Raw genomic sequence first — 17,701 nt, forward strand, 5'->3', positions numbered from 1 at the left:
CATGGCCCGGATCGACAACGGCACATGGGTGCTGGTCGCGGACAGCGAAAAGGCGCTGTTTCTGGAAAACATCGCGGATGCGGAGGATCTGCACCTCGTCGTGACCGGCAAGGAAGAACAGGAGAACCCGTCGGACCGGGAACAGTCGGCCAACCGGCCGGGCCGGATGAATGACACCGGCGTCGGCCAGCGTTCGGCGCTGGATGACACCGACTGGCACGAACTGGCCAAGGAGCGGTTCGCGGCGGATCTGGCCGACCTGCTCTACAAGCGCGCGCACCGGGGCGAGTTCGACCGGATCGTCTTGGCCTGTGCGCCCTCGGTGCTGGGCGACCTGCGCCCGGCGCTGCACAAGGAAGTGGCGTCCAAGGTCATCGCGGAGGTGCCCAAGACCCTGACCAACCATCCGCTCGACAAGATCGAGAAGATTCTCGCCGAGGATCTGGCCGAGGCGTGACGCCTCAGGCGGCGAGGCGGACGCGCAGCTGGTCCATCAGCGCGGGCACGTCCGCCGCCGTTCCGACCATCGGCAGGATGCTGGCATCTGCAAAGCCCTCGTCCACCACGTGCTGCAACATCGCGGCCAGGGGCTGCCAGTAGCCCGCGGTGTCCAGCAGGATGATCGGCTTGTCATGCAGGCCGAGCTGGCGCCACGTCAGCACCTCGAAGAACTCGTCCAGCGATCCGGCGCCGCCGGGCAGCATGACGATGGCCTCGCAGTTCATGAACATGACCTTCTTGCGCTCGTGCATCGTCTCGGTCACGACGAAGCTGGTCAGGTCGCGCTTGCCGACCTCGCGGTTCATCAGGTGCACCGGGATCACGCCGAAGGTGTCGCCGCCCGCCTTCTGCGCGGCCCGCGCCACCAGCCCCATCAGGCCGACATCGCCCGCGCCGTAGACCAGCCGCCAGCCAGCACCGGCCAGCGCGATGCCGAGCGCTTCGGCGTCGCGGGCATATTCGGGGCGCGCGCCGGCGCGGGATCCGCAGAAAACGCAGACGGACGGGATGCTCATGGCTGTGGCCTCCAGTTCACGGTGCCGGGAAGGGATCACCTTGGCTTTTGACCCGTGATACCCTTGTTGATATAGGGTCTCAATCGCGGAGCTGGGGGGCTCTGTCTGCGAAGGGATATATGATGACGTCAAAGGCAGGAGCCTGGGTTTGGCCTGTCTCGGCCGGCGTGGCCGCAACCGTCGTGCTGGCGGCCATCACGGCTTACTTCTATCCCGAACTGATATTGCGCCGCGCGGCCGAGGAGGCCCCGCCGGTCAGCGCATCGGCCGAACGTCCTTCAACCTCCGGTGAAAGCGCCGCGACCGGGGCACCCGCGACTGCCGCCGAGCCCGTAGCTCCGGCGGAACAGGCCGCGGCGCCCGAAGCGCCTGCGGACACGCCGCCGCCCGCCGAGGTCGCGACCGCCGAGCCGCCCGCACAGTCCGAGGCCCCGGCCCAGTCCGATGGCGGCGCGCCCGAAACCGCCGCCACCGAGGCTCCGGCAGCAGGGGCCACCGAGCCGACGACGGAGACGGCATCCGGTGACACTGCCGCTTCTGGCGATACCGCCGCTGCGGGCGACACAGCTGCGGCAGGCGATACCGCTGCTGCCGGAGATACCGCTGCAGCAGGCGACGCCCCTGCGTCGGGTGATACCACCGCCTCGAGCGAACCAACTGCCGCGGGCGACGCCACCACCGCGGGCGACACGACCGCTGCCGGAGACGCCGTCGCTGCAGGCGATGCCGCCGCCTCGGGCGATACCGCCACTTCGAGCGAAACAACCGCTGCAGGCGACCCCAATACCTCAGGCGATAACGCACCCGTCACACCGCCCGCACCGCCGAGCTTCGACATCGTGCGCGTCGAGGCGGACGGCACCACGCTGGTCGCCGGGCGCGGTGTGCCGCAATGGGCCGTGGCCGTTCTGCTGGACGGTGACGAGCTGACCCGCGAAGAGATCGGCGGTGACGGCAAGTTCGCGGCCTTCCTGTCGGTGCCGCTGTCAGCGCAGCCGCAGGTCATGACGCTGGTGATGTCCGGCCCCGCAGGCGAAGGCCCCGTCACCAGCACCGATCGGGTGATCCTCGCCCCGCGCGAGCCGGTGGCCACCGCCGCCGCCGAGACGCCGCCCGCCGACACGCCGCCCGCCACGGTCGGAGCCCCGGCCGATGCGCTGCCCGCCCCGTCCGAGCCGGGCACCACGCCCGCTCTGCCGGGCAGCGACCCGGTGACGGTCGCGGCCAATCCCGACCGTCCGGCGGATGCCGACAGCAGCGCCGCGGCCGACACCGCCAGCGCGCCTGTGCCCGGCGCGGCCGCCGCCCCGTCCGAACCGCAGCCGGCGACCGCCGATGCCTCGGCCAGTGCCCCCTCAGGTGACAACGCGCCCGCGAATGCGACCCCTCCGGCGCAGGCCGGGGCCCCGTCGGACCTCCCGCAGCCTCCGACCGTGATCCTCGCGCGCGAGGACGGGACCCGCGTGCTGCAGGATGCCGGCGATGCACCCGACGTGATGGACGAAGTGTCGATCGACACGATCTCCTACACCGAAACCGGCGAGGTCGAGGTCAGTGGCCGCGGCAAGGCCGGGGGCTTTGTCCGCATCTACCTGGACAACCGCCCCGTCACTGACAGCCGGATCGGCCCGGACGGAACGTGGCGCACCGACCTGCCGGATGTCGACCGGGGCGTCTATGACCTGCGCGTCGACGAGGTCAGCGATGACGGCAAGGTCCGCTCCCGCGCCGAAACGCCGTTCGAACGCGAGGACGAGGATGCCGTCCGTCGGGCGCTCAAGGCGCAGATGCACAACGGGGTGATGCAGGTGACGGTGCAACCGGGCTTCACGCTCTGGGCCATCGCGCGCGAGAACTACGGCGAAGGCGTGCAATACGTGAAGGTCTTCAAGGCCAATGCCGACCGTATCCGGGACCCTGACCTGATCTATCCCGGTCAGATCTTCGCGGTGCCGGACGCCTCGTCCAACTGAAAGTCTTCCTGCGGATCCGTGCGGACGGCCAGACAGCAGGCCCGCACCTCGGCGTCGTCGGCGCAGCAGTCGCTGAGCAGGTAGCCGATCAGCGCGCCCATCCGGGGCCGGTCCAGCGCATAGATCACCTGCCGGCCCTCGCGCCGGGCGCGGATCAGCCCGGCCTGTTCGAGGTGGCGCAGATGGAACGACAGGCCGGAGGCCGAGGCGCCGACGGCCTCGGCGATATCGCCCGCCGCCCGGCCCCGACAGCCCGCGCGGACCAGCAGGCGCACGATCTCGAGCCGGGTCTCATGGGCCAGCGCGGAAAGCGCGGCGAGGGCTGGACTCTGATCCATCGTTCAACTACTCATGAAACGTTGAATTGATACCGTGATACCCCGGATGACACGTTCCGGCAAGTCCCGGCCAGCGTGAAAGCCAGCCATGCGCAAATCCACCCTCACCACTTCGGACACGCCCCAGAACGGGCGCCAGATCATCGCGCGGGTGATCCCCTACCTGTGGCCGGCGGATGAACCGTGGGTGAAGCGCCGGGTGATCTGGTCGCTGGTCGCGCTGCTGGCGGCCAAGCTGATTGCGATCGCGACGCCGTTCTTCTTCAAGGGCGCGGTCGACGCCCTTTCGGGCGAGGCCGCCGGCGAAGGCTGGGTGGTCGCCATTGGCGCCATCGGCCTGACGGCGGCCTATGGCGCGGCACGGGCGCTGAACGTGGGGTTCCAGCAGCTGCGCGACGTGATCTTTGCCCGCGTCGGCCAGCGCGCGCTGCGCAAGCTGGCGCTGGAAACGTTCGAGCACATCCACCAGCTGTCGATGCGCTACCACATCACCCGCCGCACGGGCGGGCTGAGCCGGATCATCGAGCGCGGCGTGAAGGGCGTCGATTTCCTGCTCCGCTTCATGCTGCTGTCCATGGGTCCGCTGCTGCTGGAGCTTGTGCTGGTGGCCATCGTGCTGTGGCTGGTCTTCGACATCCGCTACCTGCTGGTCGTCGCAGGGGTGATCGCGGCCTATGTCGCCTTCACCTTCAAGGTCACCGAATGGCGGGTGAAGCTCCGCAAGGAGATGAACGATCAGGACACCGATGCCAACCAGAAGGCGATCGACAGCCTGCTGAACTTCGAGACGGTGAAATACTTCGGCGCCGAACAGCGCGAGGCCGGGCGATATGACGTCGCGATGGCGCGCTACGAAAGCGCGGCGCTCAAGACGGCCTATTCGCTGGCCTTCCTGAACGCCGGGCAGGCGCTGCTGATCACGGTGGGGCTGGTGGCGGTGATGGCGATGGCGGCACTCGGGGTGCAGTCGGGCGACCTGACGGTGGGCGATTTCGTGATGGTCAACGCCTACATGCTGCAGATCACCATGCCGCTCGGCTTCCTCGGGACGGTCTATCGCGAGATCCGTCAGGCGCTGGTGGACATGGGCGAGATGTTCGGCCTGCTCGACCGCCCGGCCGAGATCCGCGACGCGCCCGGCGCGCCCGCGCTGAAGGTGACGGGCGGCGCAGTGGAGCTGGACGATGTCCGCTTCGGCTACGAGGCGGAACGCGAGATCCTGCAGGGCGTGACGGTGCGGATCGGCGCGGGGCAGAAGGTGGCGATCGTCGGGCCGTCGGGATCGGGCAAGTCGACCATCGGGCGGCTGCTGTTCCGGTTCTACGACGTGACCGGCGGGGCGATCCGGATCGACGGGCAGGATCTGCGCGACGTGACGCAGGACAGCCTGCATGCCGCGATCGGGGTGGTCCCGCAGGACACGGTGCTGTTCAACGACTCCATCCGCTACAACATCGCCTATGGCCGTGCAGGGGCCACGCAGGAGGAGATCGAGGCGGTCGCGAAATCCGCCCAGATCCACGATTTCATCATGTCCCTGCCGGACGGTTACGACACCACGGTGGGCGAGCGGGGCCTGAAGCTTTCAGGCGGCGAAAAGCAGCGGGTCGGCATCGCCCGGACGCTGCTCAAGGACCCGCCGATCCTGCTGCTGGACGAGGCGACCTCGGCGCTCGACACCGACACGGAACGCGGCATCCAGTCGGCGCTGAACCGGGCCGGGCAGGGGCGGACGGTGCTGATGATCGCGCACCGGCTATCGACGATCGCCGACGCGGACCGGATCGTTGTGCTGGAGGCGGGCAGGATCGTGGAATCCGGCACCCACGCCGAGCTCCTCGCAAGGCAGGGCCGCTACGCGCAACTCTGGTCGCACCAGCAGGCCGAGGCCGAGGCGGCCTGACCCCACCGACGGACGGCGCGCGGCTGCGCCGACGCCCCGCCCGCCGTCCCGTCTGGCGCGGCGTCCGGTACATTGCACCGGTCCCCTACTTCTTCTGGTCAAAAATACCTTGGGGAGCGCGAGGGGGCAACGCCCCCTCGCTCCGGCCGCGCCGCAAGCGGCGCGGCAAACCTTTCAGACCACCCGGATCACTCCGCCGCCTTCAGCGTTCCGCCCGCGGGCACGACCCGTGCCGCAGCCGGTCCCGCGCCATCGTCCCACAGGATCTCCGGCGCTTTCACCCGCCGCGCGGCGCGGCGCAGGGCGAAGTCCTGCGCGGCCTTGCTCGAGCGGCCCATCGACAGGCTGGCCAGGGCCCGCGCGATCCAGCGCACATAGGTCACGGCCCAGACCCGCAGCGCCAGCAGCGACGGCGTCACCACCAGCGTCAGCACCGTCGCGATGCCGAGGCCAAAGACCACCGCCGTCGCCAGCTGCTTCCACCACAGCGCCGTCGGGCTGTCGATCGAGTAACCGCCCGCGAAGAAGTCGAGCGACAGGCCCAGCATCATCGGCGCGAGGCCCGCCATGGTGGTGATCGTGGTCAGCAGCACCGGACGGATGCGCTGTTCCGCCGTGCGGATGATTGCCTCGATCCGCGGCATGTAGGCCGAATATTCCTGGTAGGTGTCGATCAGCACGATGTTGTTGTTCACCACGATCCCGGCCAGTGCGACGATCCCGGTCCCGGTCATGATGATCGAGAACGCCTGATCCATCACCAGCATCCCGATCAGCACCCCGACGGTCGACAGCACCACGGCCAGCAGCACCAGCACCGAGTTGTAGAACGAGTTGAACTGCGCCAGCAGGATGATGAACATCAGCGCCAGTGCCGCCGAGAAGGCCGAGGTCAGGAAGGCCTGGCTTTCCGCCTGGTCCTCCTGGTCGCCGGTCCATTCCCATTCGACGCCCGCGGGCAGGTCGGCCTCTTCGTTCAGCCAGGTGGTGATGGTCTCGATCCGTTCGGCGGCGGTCATCGGCACCTGGTTGCCCTCGGGCCCGGTGACGGTCAGCCCCGAAGCGACCCCGGCCTTGACGTCGAAGTAGCGCTTCTGGTCGACGCGCTTGATCTGGGCCAGCTTCTCGACCGGGGTGCGGGTGATGAAGTTCGACAGCGGGACCAGCCCGTCCTGCGTCCGGACCTTGAGCGTGTCGAGCGTGGACAGGACGCGGTAATCCTCCGGCAGGCGGACGCGGATCTCGATCTCCTCGTCCGAGCTGTCGACGCTCATGGTCGACAGCAGCAGGCCGCGGGTCACGAACTGCACCATTGCGCCGACGACGGTCACGTTGGCGCCGTAGCGGCCCGCCTTCTCGACATCCACGTCGATCTGCCAGTCGATGCCGGGCAGGGGCAGCGTGTCCTCGATCTGGATCAGCCCTTCTGTCTCGTCGAACTGCGCGCGCGCCTTGGCGGTCGCCTCGATCAGCGCGTCCCAGTCGTCGCCCTTCAGCCGCAGGTGCACGGGCTTGGCCGAGGCCGGGCCCATGGCGGCGTTCAGGATTTCGACCTTGATGCCGGGCAGCGTTTCCAGCTGTTCGGTCAGTTCGGCGATGACGATGTCGCCGTCCAGTTCGGGCTGGTTCCGGCGGTCTTCCCACGGGACGATTTCCAGCTGGATCTGGCCGATGGTGTCCAGCGGCGGCTGCGCGCCGCCGGTGTTGGTGTTCAGACCGCCGTCGCCCGAGAAGGCGAAGGCGTTCTTGACGCCGGGATGTTCCAGCACGATCGCCTCGGCGGCCTCCACGAGGTCGTCCTTCTGCGCCAGCGACAGGTTGCCCCGCGCGCGGACATAGACGATGGCCTGTTCCGGTTCGCTTTCGGTGAAGAACTCAACGCCCTTGTTGTTGGCGCCGTAGTAGCTGAAGACCGAGATCACGAAGGCCACGACGAGGCCGATGGTGACCAGCGGCATGATCGGGTTGGCGGTCAGGAACTTGATGAAATAGCCGAAGGGCGTCCGGCGATAACCCGCGCGGACCTTGTTGCGCCGCCAGTGCACTTTGGCCGCGCCCAGCGTGACCGAGGCGAAGGACGCCGCGAAGAGGAACAGCAGGATGCCCGGCAGGGTGGCCATAGCCCCCAGTTCGCCACGCGGCGTGCCGCTGAGGTAGCCGGGGTTGATCGTCAGCATCGCGCCGAGGAACATCAGGTAGAGCGCAACCGGCACCAGCGCCGCCCGCACGACCCAGGGCAGCTTTGCCCGCAGGAAGTCCGAGGCGCGGCCGAAGTTGCGCGACAGGCGGCCCGAGACGCCACCCATGACCGGCAGGTAGATCAGCGCCACGACCAGCGAGGCGGCGAGCACGAAGATCAGCGTGACCGGCAGCATGCCCATGAACTGCCCCGGCACGCCCGGCCAGAACAGCATCGGCAGGAAGGCGCAGAGCGTCGTCGCGGTGGACGAGATCACCGGCCAGAACATCCGCTGCGCCGCCTCGACATAGGCGTGCATCGGGCCCGAGCCTTCGGAGATCCGCTTGTCGGCGTATTCGACGACCACGATGGCGCCGTCGACCAGCATCCCGACGGCGAGGATCAGGCCGAACATCACGATGTTCGAGATGGTGATCCCCATCACGCCCAGCAGGACGAAGCACAGCAGGAACGAGGTCGGGATCGAGAAGCCGACCAGCAGCGCGGGGCGCGGCCCGAGCGCGGCGAGGACGACCATCATCACCAGCGCGATGGCGGTCAGGACCGAGCCTTCGAGCTGCTGAACCATGGAGCCGACGACGCGGCTCTGGTCGTTCGAGGTGCCGACGGTGACGGCGGCCTGCAGTTCCTCGGGCCATTCGGTCTGCGCCTGTTCAACGACGCGCTTCACCTCTTCGACCGTGTCGATCAGGTTGAAGCCCTTGCGCTTGACCACCTGCAGCGCGACGGTCGGTTCGCCGTTGAAGCGCGCGGTGCCCTTGCGGTCCTCGAATGTCAGCCGGATTTCCGCCAGCTCACCCAGCGTGACCGTCCGGTCGCCGTTGCGCTTGACGGGAAGCGAGTAGATGTCGCGCGGTTCGTCGAAGCTGCCGGGGATCTTGACCGAGAAGGTGCCGCCGGGGTTCTCGATCTCGCCCGCCGCGATCAGCTGGTTGTTGTTGGTCACGACCGAGATCAGCTCGTCGGCGGTGACGTTGTAGCTTTCGAGCCGCAGCGGGTCGATGATGACCTCGACCATCTCGTCGCGGTTGCCCGCGATCCCGGCCTCGAGCACGGCGTCGATGCCTTCGACCTTTTCCTGCAGGTCCTTGGCCACCTGCGTCATGGTCCGTTCCGGCACCCGGCCGGTCAGGTTGACGATGATGATCGGGAATTCCGAGAAGTTGATCTCGTTCACCGAATAGCTGTCGAAGCCGTCCGGGAACTTGGATTCCGCCGTCGACATGGCGTCGCGCACGTCCGCCATGGTCTTGGTCTTGTCCCAGCCGAATTCGAATTCCAGCGCGATGCCCGCGTAGCCTTCGGAGGCGGTGGAGGTCATCCGGTCCAGCCCGTCGAGGTCCGACAGCTCGGATTCCATCGGCTTGATCAGCAGCGTTTCCGAGTCGGAGGCCGAGATGCCGGGGAAGGGGACCGAGATGAAGAGCGCCGGGATCTCGATGTCCGGCTCGCCCTCTTTCGGCAGGTTCACATAGGTATAGCCGCCCGCCAGAAGCGAGACGGCGATGAAGGCCAGGATCATCCGCGCGCGCGACGCGGCCCAGTCGACTATTCCGGTCATTCGGTCTGTTCCCGGTATGTGGGTGCGACGGCCACGCCGGGCACCACGTATTCCTGTCCGATGATGATGACGTCGGCCTTGTCCGGCAGTCCGGTCAGCCACACACCTTGTACGGTGTCGCGCATCATCTGGACCGGAACGAAATCGGCCATGTTGTCGGCGGTGACGATGCTGACACCCAGCGTGCCCTCGTCATTCAGGGTCAGCGCGGACTGCGGCAGCAGGTGCGCCTTGGCGCCCGCCGCCTCGATCCCGATCTCGGCGGTCTGGCCGTCGCGGATCCTGAGGTCGGGGTTCGGGACCTCGATCTCGACCCGGAAGGTGCGGGTCTGGGGATCGGCGGAGCGCGACAGGAACGTGACTTGTCCGATCACCTCGCCGCCGCCGGCGGCCAGCCGCGCACCGGCGCGGGCGCCGCGTTCGACGCGGGCGACCTCGGTTTCCGGGATGTAGCCGACGATCTTGATCGGATCGAGCTGGATGATCGTCGCGCAGAGCCCGCCGGGCTGCAGCAGCGTGCCCAGTTCGGCGGTGTCGGTTTCCAGCAGCCCGCCGAACGGGGCCTTGATGGTCAGGCGGTCGATCTCGCGCGTGGCGGCGGCAACGGCGGCCTCGGCGCTCTGGATCGCGGCGTTGACGGTGGCAAGGCCCGACTCGGCGGTGGCCACGGCAGCTTCGGCCGAGCGCACCCCGGCGCGGGCCGAGGCGACACGGGTGTCGGAGGCGTAGCCGTCGGCGGAGAGCTTGACGGCGGCGTTCTCGTTGATGCGCGCCTCCTCAAGCTGTGCCTTGGCTTCCTCGACACGGGCTTCGGAGGACGGCACGGAGGCGCGGGCTTCGGCCAGACGCGCCTGCGCTTCGGCCAGCGAGGCGTCGCGCGTGCCGGGGTCCAGTTCGCAGACGATCTGGTCCTCCTCGACATTGGCGCCGCGGCGGATCGGTTCGGAAATCACGCGGCCCGAGGTCTCGGCCCGGAGTTCGACCTGACGCGCCGCTTCGGTCGCGCCGCGCAGCAGGACCGCGCCGTCGATTTCGCGCGCCTCGGAGTGCACGGCGATGACGCCGACCGGCTTGTGTTCGACCTTGATCGTCCGGGCGGGCGCCGCGGCCCGTTCGGCGGGTGCGTCGTTTTCGGCCTTTGCCATCTCGACCGCCTCGGCGGCGCTGGCACCGTTGGCGAAGGCGGTCAGCGCATCGCGGTGCATGATGACGACATAGAGCGTTGCGGCCACGAGAATGGCGGTCAGTACGGGGAGCAGTCGCATGTGTCTTTCCGAAAGGCTTTTCGCGGGCCCTGGGGGCGGATGGGGTGCAGGTATAGTATCGCTCGGCCCTTACAAGAGGGGCGTTGCGGCTTTCTGAACTATCCGGTTCAGAATAGGCTTTTCTGCAACGCCGCGCAAGCTGGCGCCCTTGTGACGGTGCGGCACTGCTGACAGGTCTGGCCGGGTATTGGCAGCACGCGGTCAAGGCTGTAAGACGGGCCGGAATTCAGGGGGTAGTCCGACGTGAGCCAGAGCGACAGTTTCATCGACGAGGTGACCGAGGAGGTCCGCCGCGATCGCAATTTCGCGCTGCTCAAGCGGTATGGCTGGATCGCGCTGCTGGTCGTGGTCGTGGTCGTCGGCGCGGCCGCCTGGAACGAATACCAGAAGGCGACGGCCCGCGCCGAGGCCGAGGCGCTCGGCGACGACCTGCTGTCGGCGCTGCAGCAGGCGGATCCGGCCGAACGTGTCACCGCGCTGGCCGCTGTCGAGGTGACGGGCCCCGGCCAGTCGGCCGTGCGCAACATGCTGCAGGCGGGCGAGGCCGTGGAGGCGGGCGACACCGCCGCGGCGGTCGACCGGCTGATGGCGGTGGCCGAGACCGAGGGGCTGTCGCGGATCTATCGCGATCTGGCCCGGTTCAAGGCGCTTGGCCTCAGCGGGCCGGGCACGTCGCCGGCGGATCGCCGCGCGGGCTATGAACAGCTGGCCGCGCCGGGCGCGCCGCTGCGGCTGATGGCACTGGAACAGATCGCCCTGACCCAGATCGAGGAAGGCGACCGCGACGCGGCGGTTGCGACCCTGCGTGGTGTCCTGAGCGATGCGGAACTGACCGCGGGCTTGCGTCAGCGGATTTCTCAGTTGATGGTGGCGCTCGGAGAAGATCCGGCCGGGGCCGAAGGCGCTGCGACCGGCGACCAGTGAACGCCATATTGATCAGACGAATTGGACAGGGGCACGCGGAACATGGCTGAGGCAGCTGGGATCATGGGCGCGGCGTTCGGGACGCGACTGGTGCGGGTGGCGCTGATCGGTGCCGTGGCGCTGCTGGCCGCCTGCGACGAACGCGAGGTCTACCTGCCCGGCAAGCGCGAGAACGTCCGCGACGTGCTGGCAACCGAGGCGCCGGGACCGGGTCCGAACGACGTGGCCGCCAACCGCTCGGTCCGTATCGCCCTGCCGCGCGCCACGATGAACGCCGAATGGCTGCAACGGCCCGGCACGCCGTCGACCCGCACCGCGCACCCCGCGCTGGCCGCCGCGCCGCGGCTGGCATGGTCGGCGCCGATCGGCGCGGGCGACAGCCGCCGCAACCGGATCACCGCATCTCCCGTCGTCATGGGCGGACGGGTGTTCACGCTGGACGCCGAGGCGCAGGTCACCGCGACTTCGACCGCCGGGCAGACCCTGTGGCAGACCAACCTCGTCCCGCCGCGCGAACGCGGAAGCGACGCGACCGGCGGCGGCCTGGCCGCGGGTGGCGGGCTGGTCTATGTCTCGTCCGGTTTCGGCACGCTGACCGCGCTCGACCCCGCATCGGGCGGGATCGCATGGCAGCAGAAACTCGAGGCGGTCGGCAACGGCAGCCCGACCTATTTCAAGGGCGTGGTCTATCTGGTGTCCGGCGACGCGACCGGCTGGGCGATCGACCCCAAGACCGGCCGGGTGCTGTGGCAGATCACCAGCGCCGCGGCGATGAACGACACCCTCGGCGGGCCGGCCCCGGCGCTGACCGAGACCTATGCGATCTTCCCGTTCTCGTCGGGCCAGATCATCGGCGCGTTCCGCAAGGGCGGGCTGCGTCAGTGGGAAGGCTACGTGAGCGGCCGCCGCGCGGGCTATGCGCGCGCGAACGTCGGCGGGATCACCGGCGACCCGGTTGTCGTGGGCGATACGGTCTACGTGGGCAGCCAGTCCGGTCGGCTGGTGGCGATGAATGTCGGCAACGGCGAACCGGTCTGGACCGCGAACGAGGGGCCGCAAGCCCCGGTGACGGTGATCGGCGGGTCTGTCTTCATGGTATCGGACCGCAACGAGCTGCTGCGCCTCGACGCCGCCACGGGCGAGCGGATCTGGGGCGTGGAATTGCCGTTCTTCACCAGCGGATCGTTCCGCCGCCAGCATGAAATCTTTGTCCACTACGGCCCGGTGGTCGCGGGTGGTCAGGTGATCATCGCGTCGAACGACGGGCTGCTGCGGTTCTTCGATCCGGCCTCGGGCGCGATGACCCGGTCGGTCGAGATCCCCGGCGGCGCGACGGTGAACCCGGTGGTCGCTGGCGGCACGCTCTACGTCGTGTCCTCGGACGGAAAGCTGCTGGCCTATCGCTGATCCGGCGCGCGCCGCGCGGCCGCGCCGACGCCCCGCCCGCCGTCCCGTGAAACGACGCGCCTTTGCGCCGCGCCGGTAATGGTGTATCGGGGCGCTTCGAGTTCGCCGGAGTCCGGGCCCATGTCCTTCACCCTCGCCATCGTCGGCCGTCCCAACGTGGGCAAGTCGACGCTGTTCAACCGTCTCGTCGGCAAGAAGCTGGCGCTGGTCGACGACCAGCCCGGCGTCACCCGCGACCTGCGCGAGGGCGCGGCCCGGCTGGGCGACCTGAAGTTCACCGTGATCGACACGGCGGGGCTGGAAGAGGTCACCGACGACAGCCTCCAGGGCCGGATGCGCCGCCTGACCGAGCGGGCCGTGGACATGGCCGATGTCTGCCTGTTCGTGATCGACGCCCGCGCCGGGATCACGCCCACGGACGAGGTCTTTGCCGAGATCCTGCGCCGCCGGTCGGGGCGGGTGATCGTCGCCGCAAACAAGGCCGAGGGGCAGGCGGCGGATGCCGGTGTACTCGAGGCCTATGGTCTGGGTCTGGGCGAACCGCTGCGCATTTCCGGCGAGCATGGCGAGGGGATGGCCGATCTCTATGCCGCGTTGATGCCGATCGCCGATGCCTTCGAGAAGAAGGCGGCGGCTGCGGAGGAAGAGGCGCCGGTGACGGATGTCACGCTGTCCGAGGCGGAAGCCGAGGAGGGCGAGGCCGGCGAGGACTGGCGGCCTTCGGACAGGCGTCCGTTGCAGGTGGCTGTCGTCGGGCGTCCGAATGCCGGGAAATCGACTCTCATCAACCGGATCATCGGCGAGGACCGCCTGCTGACCGGGCCGGAGGCGGGAATCACGCGCGATTCCATCTCGCTGCCGATCGTGTGGGACGATGTGCCGATGCGCCTGTTCGACACCGCGGGTATGCGCAAGCGTGCCAAGGTGCAGGACAAGGTCGAGAAGCTTTCGGTTTCGGACGGCCTGCGCGCGGTGAAGTTCGCGGAGGTGGTCGTCGTCCTGCTGGACGCGGCGATTCCGTTCGAACAGCAGGACCTGCGGATCGCGGACCTGGCCGAGCGCGAGGGGCGCGCGGTGGTCGTCGCGGTGAACAAGTGGGATCTGGAAGAAGACCGGCAGGGCAAGCTGGCGGAGCTGAAGGAGGCCTTCGAGCGTCTGCTGCCGCAGCTGCGCGGCGCGCCGCTGGTGACAGTCTCGGCGCGGACGGGGCGTGGCCTCGACCGGCTGCATGCCGCCATCGTCAAGGCGCACGAGATCTGGAACCGCCGGGTCTCGACCGGCCAGCTGAACCGCTGGCTGACCGGCATGCTGGAGCAGCACCCGCCGCCCGCGCCGCAGGGCCGCCGGATCAAGCTGCGCTACATGACGCAGGCCAAGACCCGCCCGCCGGGGTTCGTGGTGATGTGCTCGCATCCCGACAAGATGCCGGACAGCTACGTGCGTTATCTGGTGAACGGGCTGCGCGAAAGCTTCGACATGCCGGGCACGCCGATCCGGCTGCACATGCGCGGGCAGGGGGACAAGAACCCCTACAAGGGGCGGAAGAAGTCCACGCCGTCGCGGCTGCGCAAGCACCTGGGCAAACCGATTCCCGGCAAGAAGGGGTAACGGTGGCGGGCGCTGTCCCATCCGTATCGGTGCCGGGCTCGGTCCGGTCCGTGGGATGGTGCGGGTTCAGGCCGGTCCGGGCGGGATCACGGGGCGAGATGCCACGTGCTCATCGGGCGCGCGCCGTCTTGAACAGCGTGTCAGGCCGATGGGGCCTCGATATCGCCTTTACGGGCCGTAAGGCATCGGGGCCTTTCATGGGCGGCTCATGGACCGTGGTCATCCCGCAATCGGAACCGGGGCCGGGCGAGCGCCGGCCCGTGGGATGGCGCAGCCGACGACCGTCATGGGCGCTTTCATCTCGCCACATGCCTCCGACCTCGAAACGATGCGCAGGCGTCGCCAGAGCGTCAGCCCGCGGGGACGGGCCGGCGCTCGCCCGGCGCCTTCGGCTTGACTCCGGGCGGAGGAGCGCTCGGGCCGGGGCAGGTGGCGCTCTTCGCTGTCCCGTGGTGTCCCCATGATCGACCGCCTCGAAATGCTCATCGCCCTCGCGCGCGAGGAACACTTCGGCCGCGCCGCCGAAAGCCTCGGCATCACCCAGCCCTCGCTCTCCGCCGGGATCAAGCAGCTCGAAGCCCAGCTTGGCGTCCAGCTGGTCTGGCGCGGTTCTCGCTACGGCGGACTGACCCCCGAGGGCCAGCGCGCCCTCGACTGGGCCCGCCGCATCGTCGGCGACGCCCGCACCCTGCGCGAGGAGATGCGGGCGGTGCACCGGGGCCTTTCCGGCGCACTGCGCATCGCCGTGATCCCGACCGCGCTGACCGTGGCCGCCCGGCTGACCTCGGATTTCTGCACCGCGAATCCCGGCGTCTCGGTCACGGTCCTGTCCCGCTCCTCTGTCGAGATCCTCAAGATGATCGAGGATCTGGAGGCCGACGCGGGGATCACCTATCTCGACAACGAACCGCTGGGCCGCGTCGTCACCGTTCCGCTCTACCGCGAGGCCTACCACCTCGTCTGCCCCGCCGACGCCCCTCTGGCGGCCCGCGACACGGTGGCCTGGGCGGACCTCGCCGACCTGCCGCTCTGCCTGCTGACGCCGGACATGCAGAACCGCCGGATCGTGAACCAGATGCTCTTCGAGGCCGGGGTCACCCCGCAGATACGGGTGGAATCGAACTCCACCGTCATCCTGATGAGCCATGTGGAGCAGGGCGGCTGGTCGACGATCCTGCCGCGCGAGATCGCGGGCTTCCTCTCCGCGGGCCGGGCGGTGCGCAGCATCCCGATCCGTCAGGGCGGCGCACGCCACGCCGTCGGCCTCGTCGCACCGTGGCGCGAACCTCATACACCGGTGCTGGAGGCGCTGATCGAGGCGGCGCGGGGGCTCGCGGCTTGATAGGCATTGCCTATCAATCGACGGAAATGCGATATTGATTTACCGCGCAATGCCGCGCAGAACCGCCCCGACCGCCAAAGCCAGGGTGACGCCCATGTCCGACGCCTCAGCCGACCTGACCGAGATCGACCGCATCATCGACGGCCACCGCACGCTCGAGGGGCCGATGCTGCCGATCCTGCACGCGATCCAGCACGCTTTCGGCCATATCCCCGAGGCCGCGATCGCCCGCATCGCCCATGCCCTGAACCTCGGCCGGGCCGAGGTGCATGGCGTCGTCAGCTTCTACCACGACTTCCGCGAGACGCCCGCCGGGACGCACACCCTGCGCATCTGCCGGGCCGAGGCCTGCCAGGCCCAGGGCGGCGCGGCACTCGAGGCGGCGGCGCAGCGGCGGCTGGCCACCGGCTGGCACGGAACGGGCACCTGCGGCGTGACGCTGGAGCCGGTCTATTGCCTCGGTCTCTGCGCCTGCGGGCCAGCGGTGGAGCTTGACGGACAGCTTCACGGGCGGGTCGATGCCGACCGGCTGGAGACGCTGCTGAAGGAGGCGGGCGCATGAGGATCTACGTCCCCGCAGATGCCGCCGCCCGCGCCCTCGGCGCCGATGCCGTGGCCGATGCGATCACCGCCGAGGCGGAGGCGCGCGGACTCGAGGTCACGCTGGTCCGCAACGGCACCCGCGGCATGATCTGGCTGGAACCGCTGGTCGAGGTGGAAACGGACGCCGGCCGCACCGCCTTCGGCCCGGTCGCGGCCTCGGACGTGCCCGGCCTCTTCGCCAGCAACTTCGGCGACGACGCGCTGGCCCTCGGCCCGGTCGAGGCGATCCCCTATTTCGCCCGCCAGACCCGTCTGACCTTCGCCCGCTGCGGCCTGACCGACCCGCTGTCGCTGGCCGACTACGAGGCGCATGGCGGCCTCGCGGGACTCCGCCGCGCGCTCGGCATGTCACAGGCCGAGATCGTGACCGAGGTAACCCAGAGCGGTCTGCGCGGCCGCGGCGGCGCGGGCTTTCCGACCGGCATCAAGTGGGACACGGTGCGCAAGGCCGAGGCGGACCGGAAGTACATCGTCTGCAATGCCGACGAGGGCGACAGCGGGACCTTCGCCGACCGGATGCTGATGGAGGGCGATCCCTTCTGCCTGATCGAGGGCATGGCGATCGCGGGCCTCGGCACCGGCGCCGAGAAGGGCTTCGTCTACCTGCGGTCGGAATACCCGGATGCGATCCGCGTGATGACCGCGGCGGTGGACATCGCCCGACGCGCGGGGCTGCTCGGCACGGACGTGCTCGGCTCGGGCCGCGCCTTCGACATGGAAATCCGCGTGGGCGCGGGGGCCTACGTATGCGGCGAGGAAACCTCGCTGCTGAACTCGCTGGAAGGCAAGCGCGGGACGGTGCGCGCGAAGCCGCCACTGCCGGCGCTGGAGGGCGCGTTCGGCAGGCCGACGGTGGTCAACAACGTGATCTCGCTGGCGACGGTGCCGGTGATCTTCGAGAAGGGCGCGGACTACTACCGCGACTTCGGCCTCGGCCGGTCGCGCGGGACGATCCCGCTGCAGATCGCCGGCAACGTCCGTCACGGCGGGCTGTTCGAGACGGCCTTCGGCCTGCCCCTCGGCGAGATCGTGGATGACATCGGCGGCGGCACCCGCTCGGGCCGCCCGGTCAAGGCGGTGCAGGTCGGCGGCCCGCTCGGCGCCTACTTCGGCCCCAACCAGTTCGATACGCCCTTCGGCTACGAGGAGTTCGACGGGCAGGGCGGCCTGATCGGCCATGCGGGCCTCGTCGTCTTCGACGACACGGCCGACCTCGGCGCGATGGCCCGCTTCGCGATGGAGTTCTGCGCGGTCGAAAGCTGCGGCAAGTGCACCCCCTGTCGCATCGGCGCGGTGCGCGGCGTGGAAACCATCGACCGCATCCGCCAGGGCGACGCCGCGGCGATCCCGCTGCTCGAGGACCTCTGCGAGACGATGAAGGACGGCAGCCTCTGCGCCCTCGGCGGCTTCACGCCCTACCCGGTTCTCTCGGCCCTACGCCTCGCCCCCCAAGATTTCACGCCCGCCAGGGAGGCCGCGGAATGACACGCGCCGCTCGCGCCCTGCGGGCCCGTCGCCCCACCCGCCATCCCGCGCCAGTCCCCTGCTTCTTCTGGTTCCA

General features: G+C 69.2%; 13 protein-coding genes. 9 read left to right on the forward strand and 4 right to left on the reverse strand.

Annotated features, from left to right (window positions below):
* Position 1: 1 nt before the first annotated feature.
* Entirely contained in the window at positions 2 to 457 is a 456-nt protein-coding gene (locus tag ATO6_RS21220; protein WP_088626061.1) for a host attachment family protein, read from the forward strand.
* Positions 458 to 461: 4 nt separating this feature from the next.
* Here ATO6_RS21220 and ATO6_RS21225 read toward each other — a convergent pair whose 3' ends face one another.
* Positions 462 to 1,016 carry a TIGR00730 family Rossman fold protein gene (locus tag ATO6_RS21225; RefSeq protein WP_088626062.1) on the reverse strand — a complete coding sequence of 185 codons (555 nt, stop codon included), beginning with the start codon at positions 1,014 to 1,016 and terminating at the stop codon, positions 462 to 464.
* A gap of 119 nt (positions 1,017 to 1,135) precedes the next feature.
* Between ATO6_RS21225 and ATO6_RS25515 the strand changes: the two genes are divergently transcribed.
* Positions 1,136 to 2,989 (forward strand): LysM peptidoglycan-binding domain-containing protein, encoded by a 1,854-nt coding sequence (locus tag ATO6_RS25515; protein ID WP_254919232.1) that lies wholly within the window; start codon positions 1,136 to 1,138, stop codon positions 2,987 to 2,989.
* On the opposite strand, the gene ATO6_RS21235 is transcribed toward ATO6_RS25515, so the two are convergent.
* On the reverse strand, positions 2,953 to 3,327 hold the full coding sequence (locus ATO6_RS21235; RefSeq protein WP_088626063.1) for a helix-turn-helix transcriptional regulator: 375 nt from the start codon (positions 3,325 to 3,327) through the stop codon (positions 2,953 to 2,955). The genes ATO6_RS25515 and ATO6_RS21235 overlap by 37 nt on opposite strands.
* A gap of 88 nt (positions 3,328 to 3,415) precedes the next feature.
* On the opposite strand from ATO6_RS21235, the gene ATO6_RS21240 reads away from it, so the two are divergent.
* The gene (locus ATO6_RS21240; protein WP_088626064.1) at positions 3,416 to 5,230 is read left to right on the forward strand and encodes an ABC transporter ATP-binding protein/permease; all 1,815 of its coding nucleotides are present in this window, start codon (positions 3,416 to 3,418) and stop codon (positions 5,228 to 5,230) included.
* A gap of 188 nt (positions 5,231 to 5,418) precedes the next feature.
* Here the strand turns inward: ATO6_RS21240 and ATO6_RS21245 are convergent, their stop codons facing one another.
* The gene (locus ATO6_RS21245; protein WP_088626065.1) at positions 5,419 to 8,991 is read right to left on the reverse strand and encodes an efflux RND transporter permease subunit; all 3,573 of its coding nucleotides are present in this window, start codon (positions 8,989 to 8,991) and stop codon (positions 5,419 to 5,421) included.
* The gene (locus ATO6_RS21250) at positions 8,988 to 10,256 is read right to left on the reverse strand and encodes an efflux RND transporter periplasmic adaptor subunit (protein ID WP_088626066.1); all 1,269 of its coding nucleotides are present in this window, start codon (positions 10,254 to 10,256) and stop codon (positions 8,988 to 8,990) included. The genes ATO6_RS21245 and ATO6_RS21250 overlap by 4 nt, the downstream gene beginning before the upstream one ends.
* Positions 10,257 to 10,499: 243 nt before the next feature.
* On the opposite strand from ATO6_RS21250, the gene ATO6_RS21255 reads away from it, so the two are divergent.
* From ATO6_RS21255 to ATO6_RS21280, 6 genes are all read left to right on the forward strand, one after another.
* Positions 10,500 to 11,180 carry a tetratricopeptide repeat protein gene (locus ATO6_RS21255; protein WP_088626067.1) on the forward strand — a complete coding sequence of 227 codons (681 nt, stop codon included), beginning with the start codon at positions 10,500 to 10,502 and terminating at the stop codon, positions 11,178 to 11,180.
* Between the two features lie 42 nt (positions 11,181 to 11,222).
* The gene (locus ATO6_RS21260) at positions 11,223 to 12,587 is read left to right on the forward strand and encodes a PQQ-like beta-propeller repeat protein (RefSeq protein WP_254919233.1); all 1,365 of its coding nucleotides are present in this window, start codon (positions 11,223 to 11,225) and stop codon (positions 12,585 to 12,587) included.
* 120 nt (positions 12,588 to 12,707) lie between these two features.
* Entirely contained in the window at positions 12,708 to 14,195 is a 1,488-nt protein-coding gene (der, locus tag ATO6_RS21265) for a ribosome biogenesis GTPase Der (RefSeq protein ID WP_088626069.1), read from the forward strand.
* Positions 14,196 to 14,655: 460 nt separating this feature from the next.
* Entirely contained in the window at positions 14,656 to 15,537 is an 882-nt protein-coding gene (locus tag ATO6_RS21270) for a LysR family transcriptional regulator (RefSeq protein WP_088626070.1), read from the forward strand.
* 94 nt (positions 15,538 to 15,631) lie between these two features.
* Positions 15,632 to 16,099: a formate dehydrogenase subunit gamma gene (locus tag ATO6_RS21275; RefSeq protein WP_088626071.1), complete on the forward strand. Its 468-nt coding sequence runs from the start codon at positions 15,632 to 15,634 to the stop codon at positions 16,097 to 16,099.
* Positions 16,096 to 17,625 (forward strand): NADH-quinone oxidoreductase subunit NuoF, encoded by a 1,530-nt coding sequence (locus ATO6_RS21280; RefSeq protein ID WP_088626072.1) that lies wholly within the window; start codon positions 16,096 to 16,098, stop codon positions 17,623 to 17,625. The genes ATO6_RS21275 and ATO6_RS21280 overlap by 4 nt, the downstream gene beginning before the upstream one ends.
* The last annotated feature ends 76 nt before the right edge of the window (positions 17,626 to 17,701 follow it).

This window comes from Oceanicola sp. 22II-s10i (genome assembly GCF_002210105.1).
Taxonomy (GTDB): domain Bacteria; phylum Pseudomonadota; class Alphaproteobacteria; order Rhodobacterales; family Rhodobacteraceae; genus Pseudooceanicola.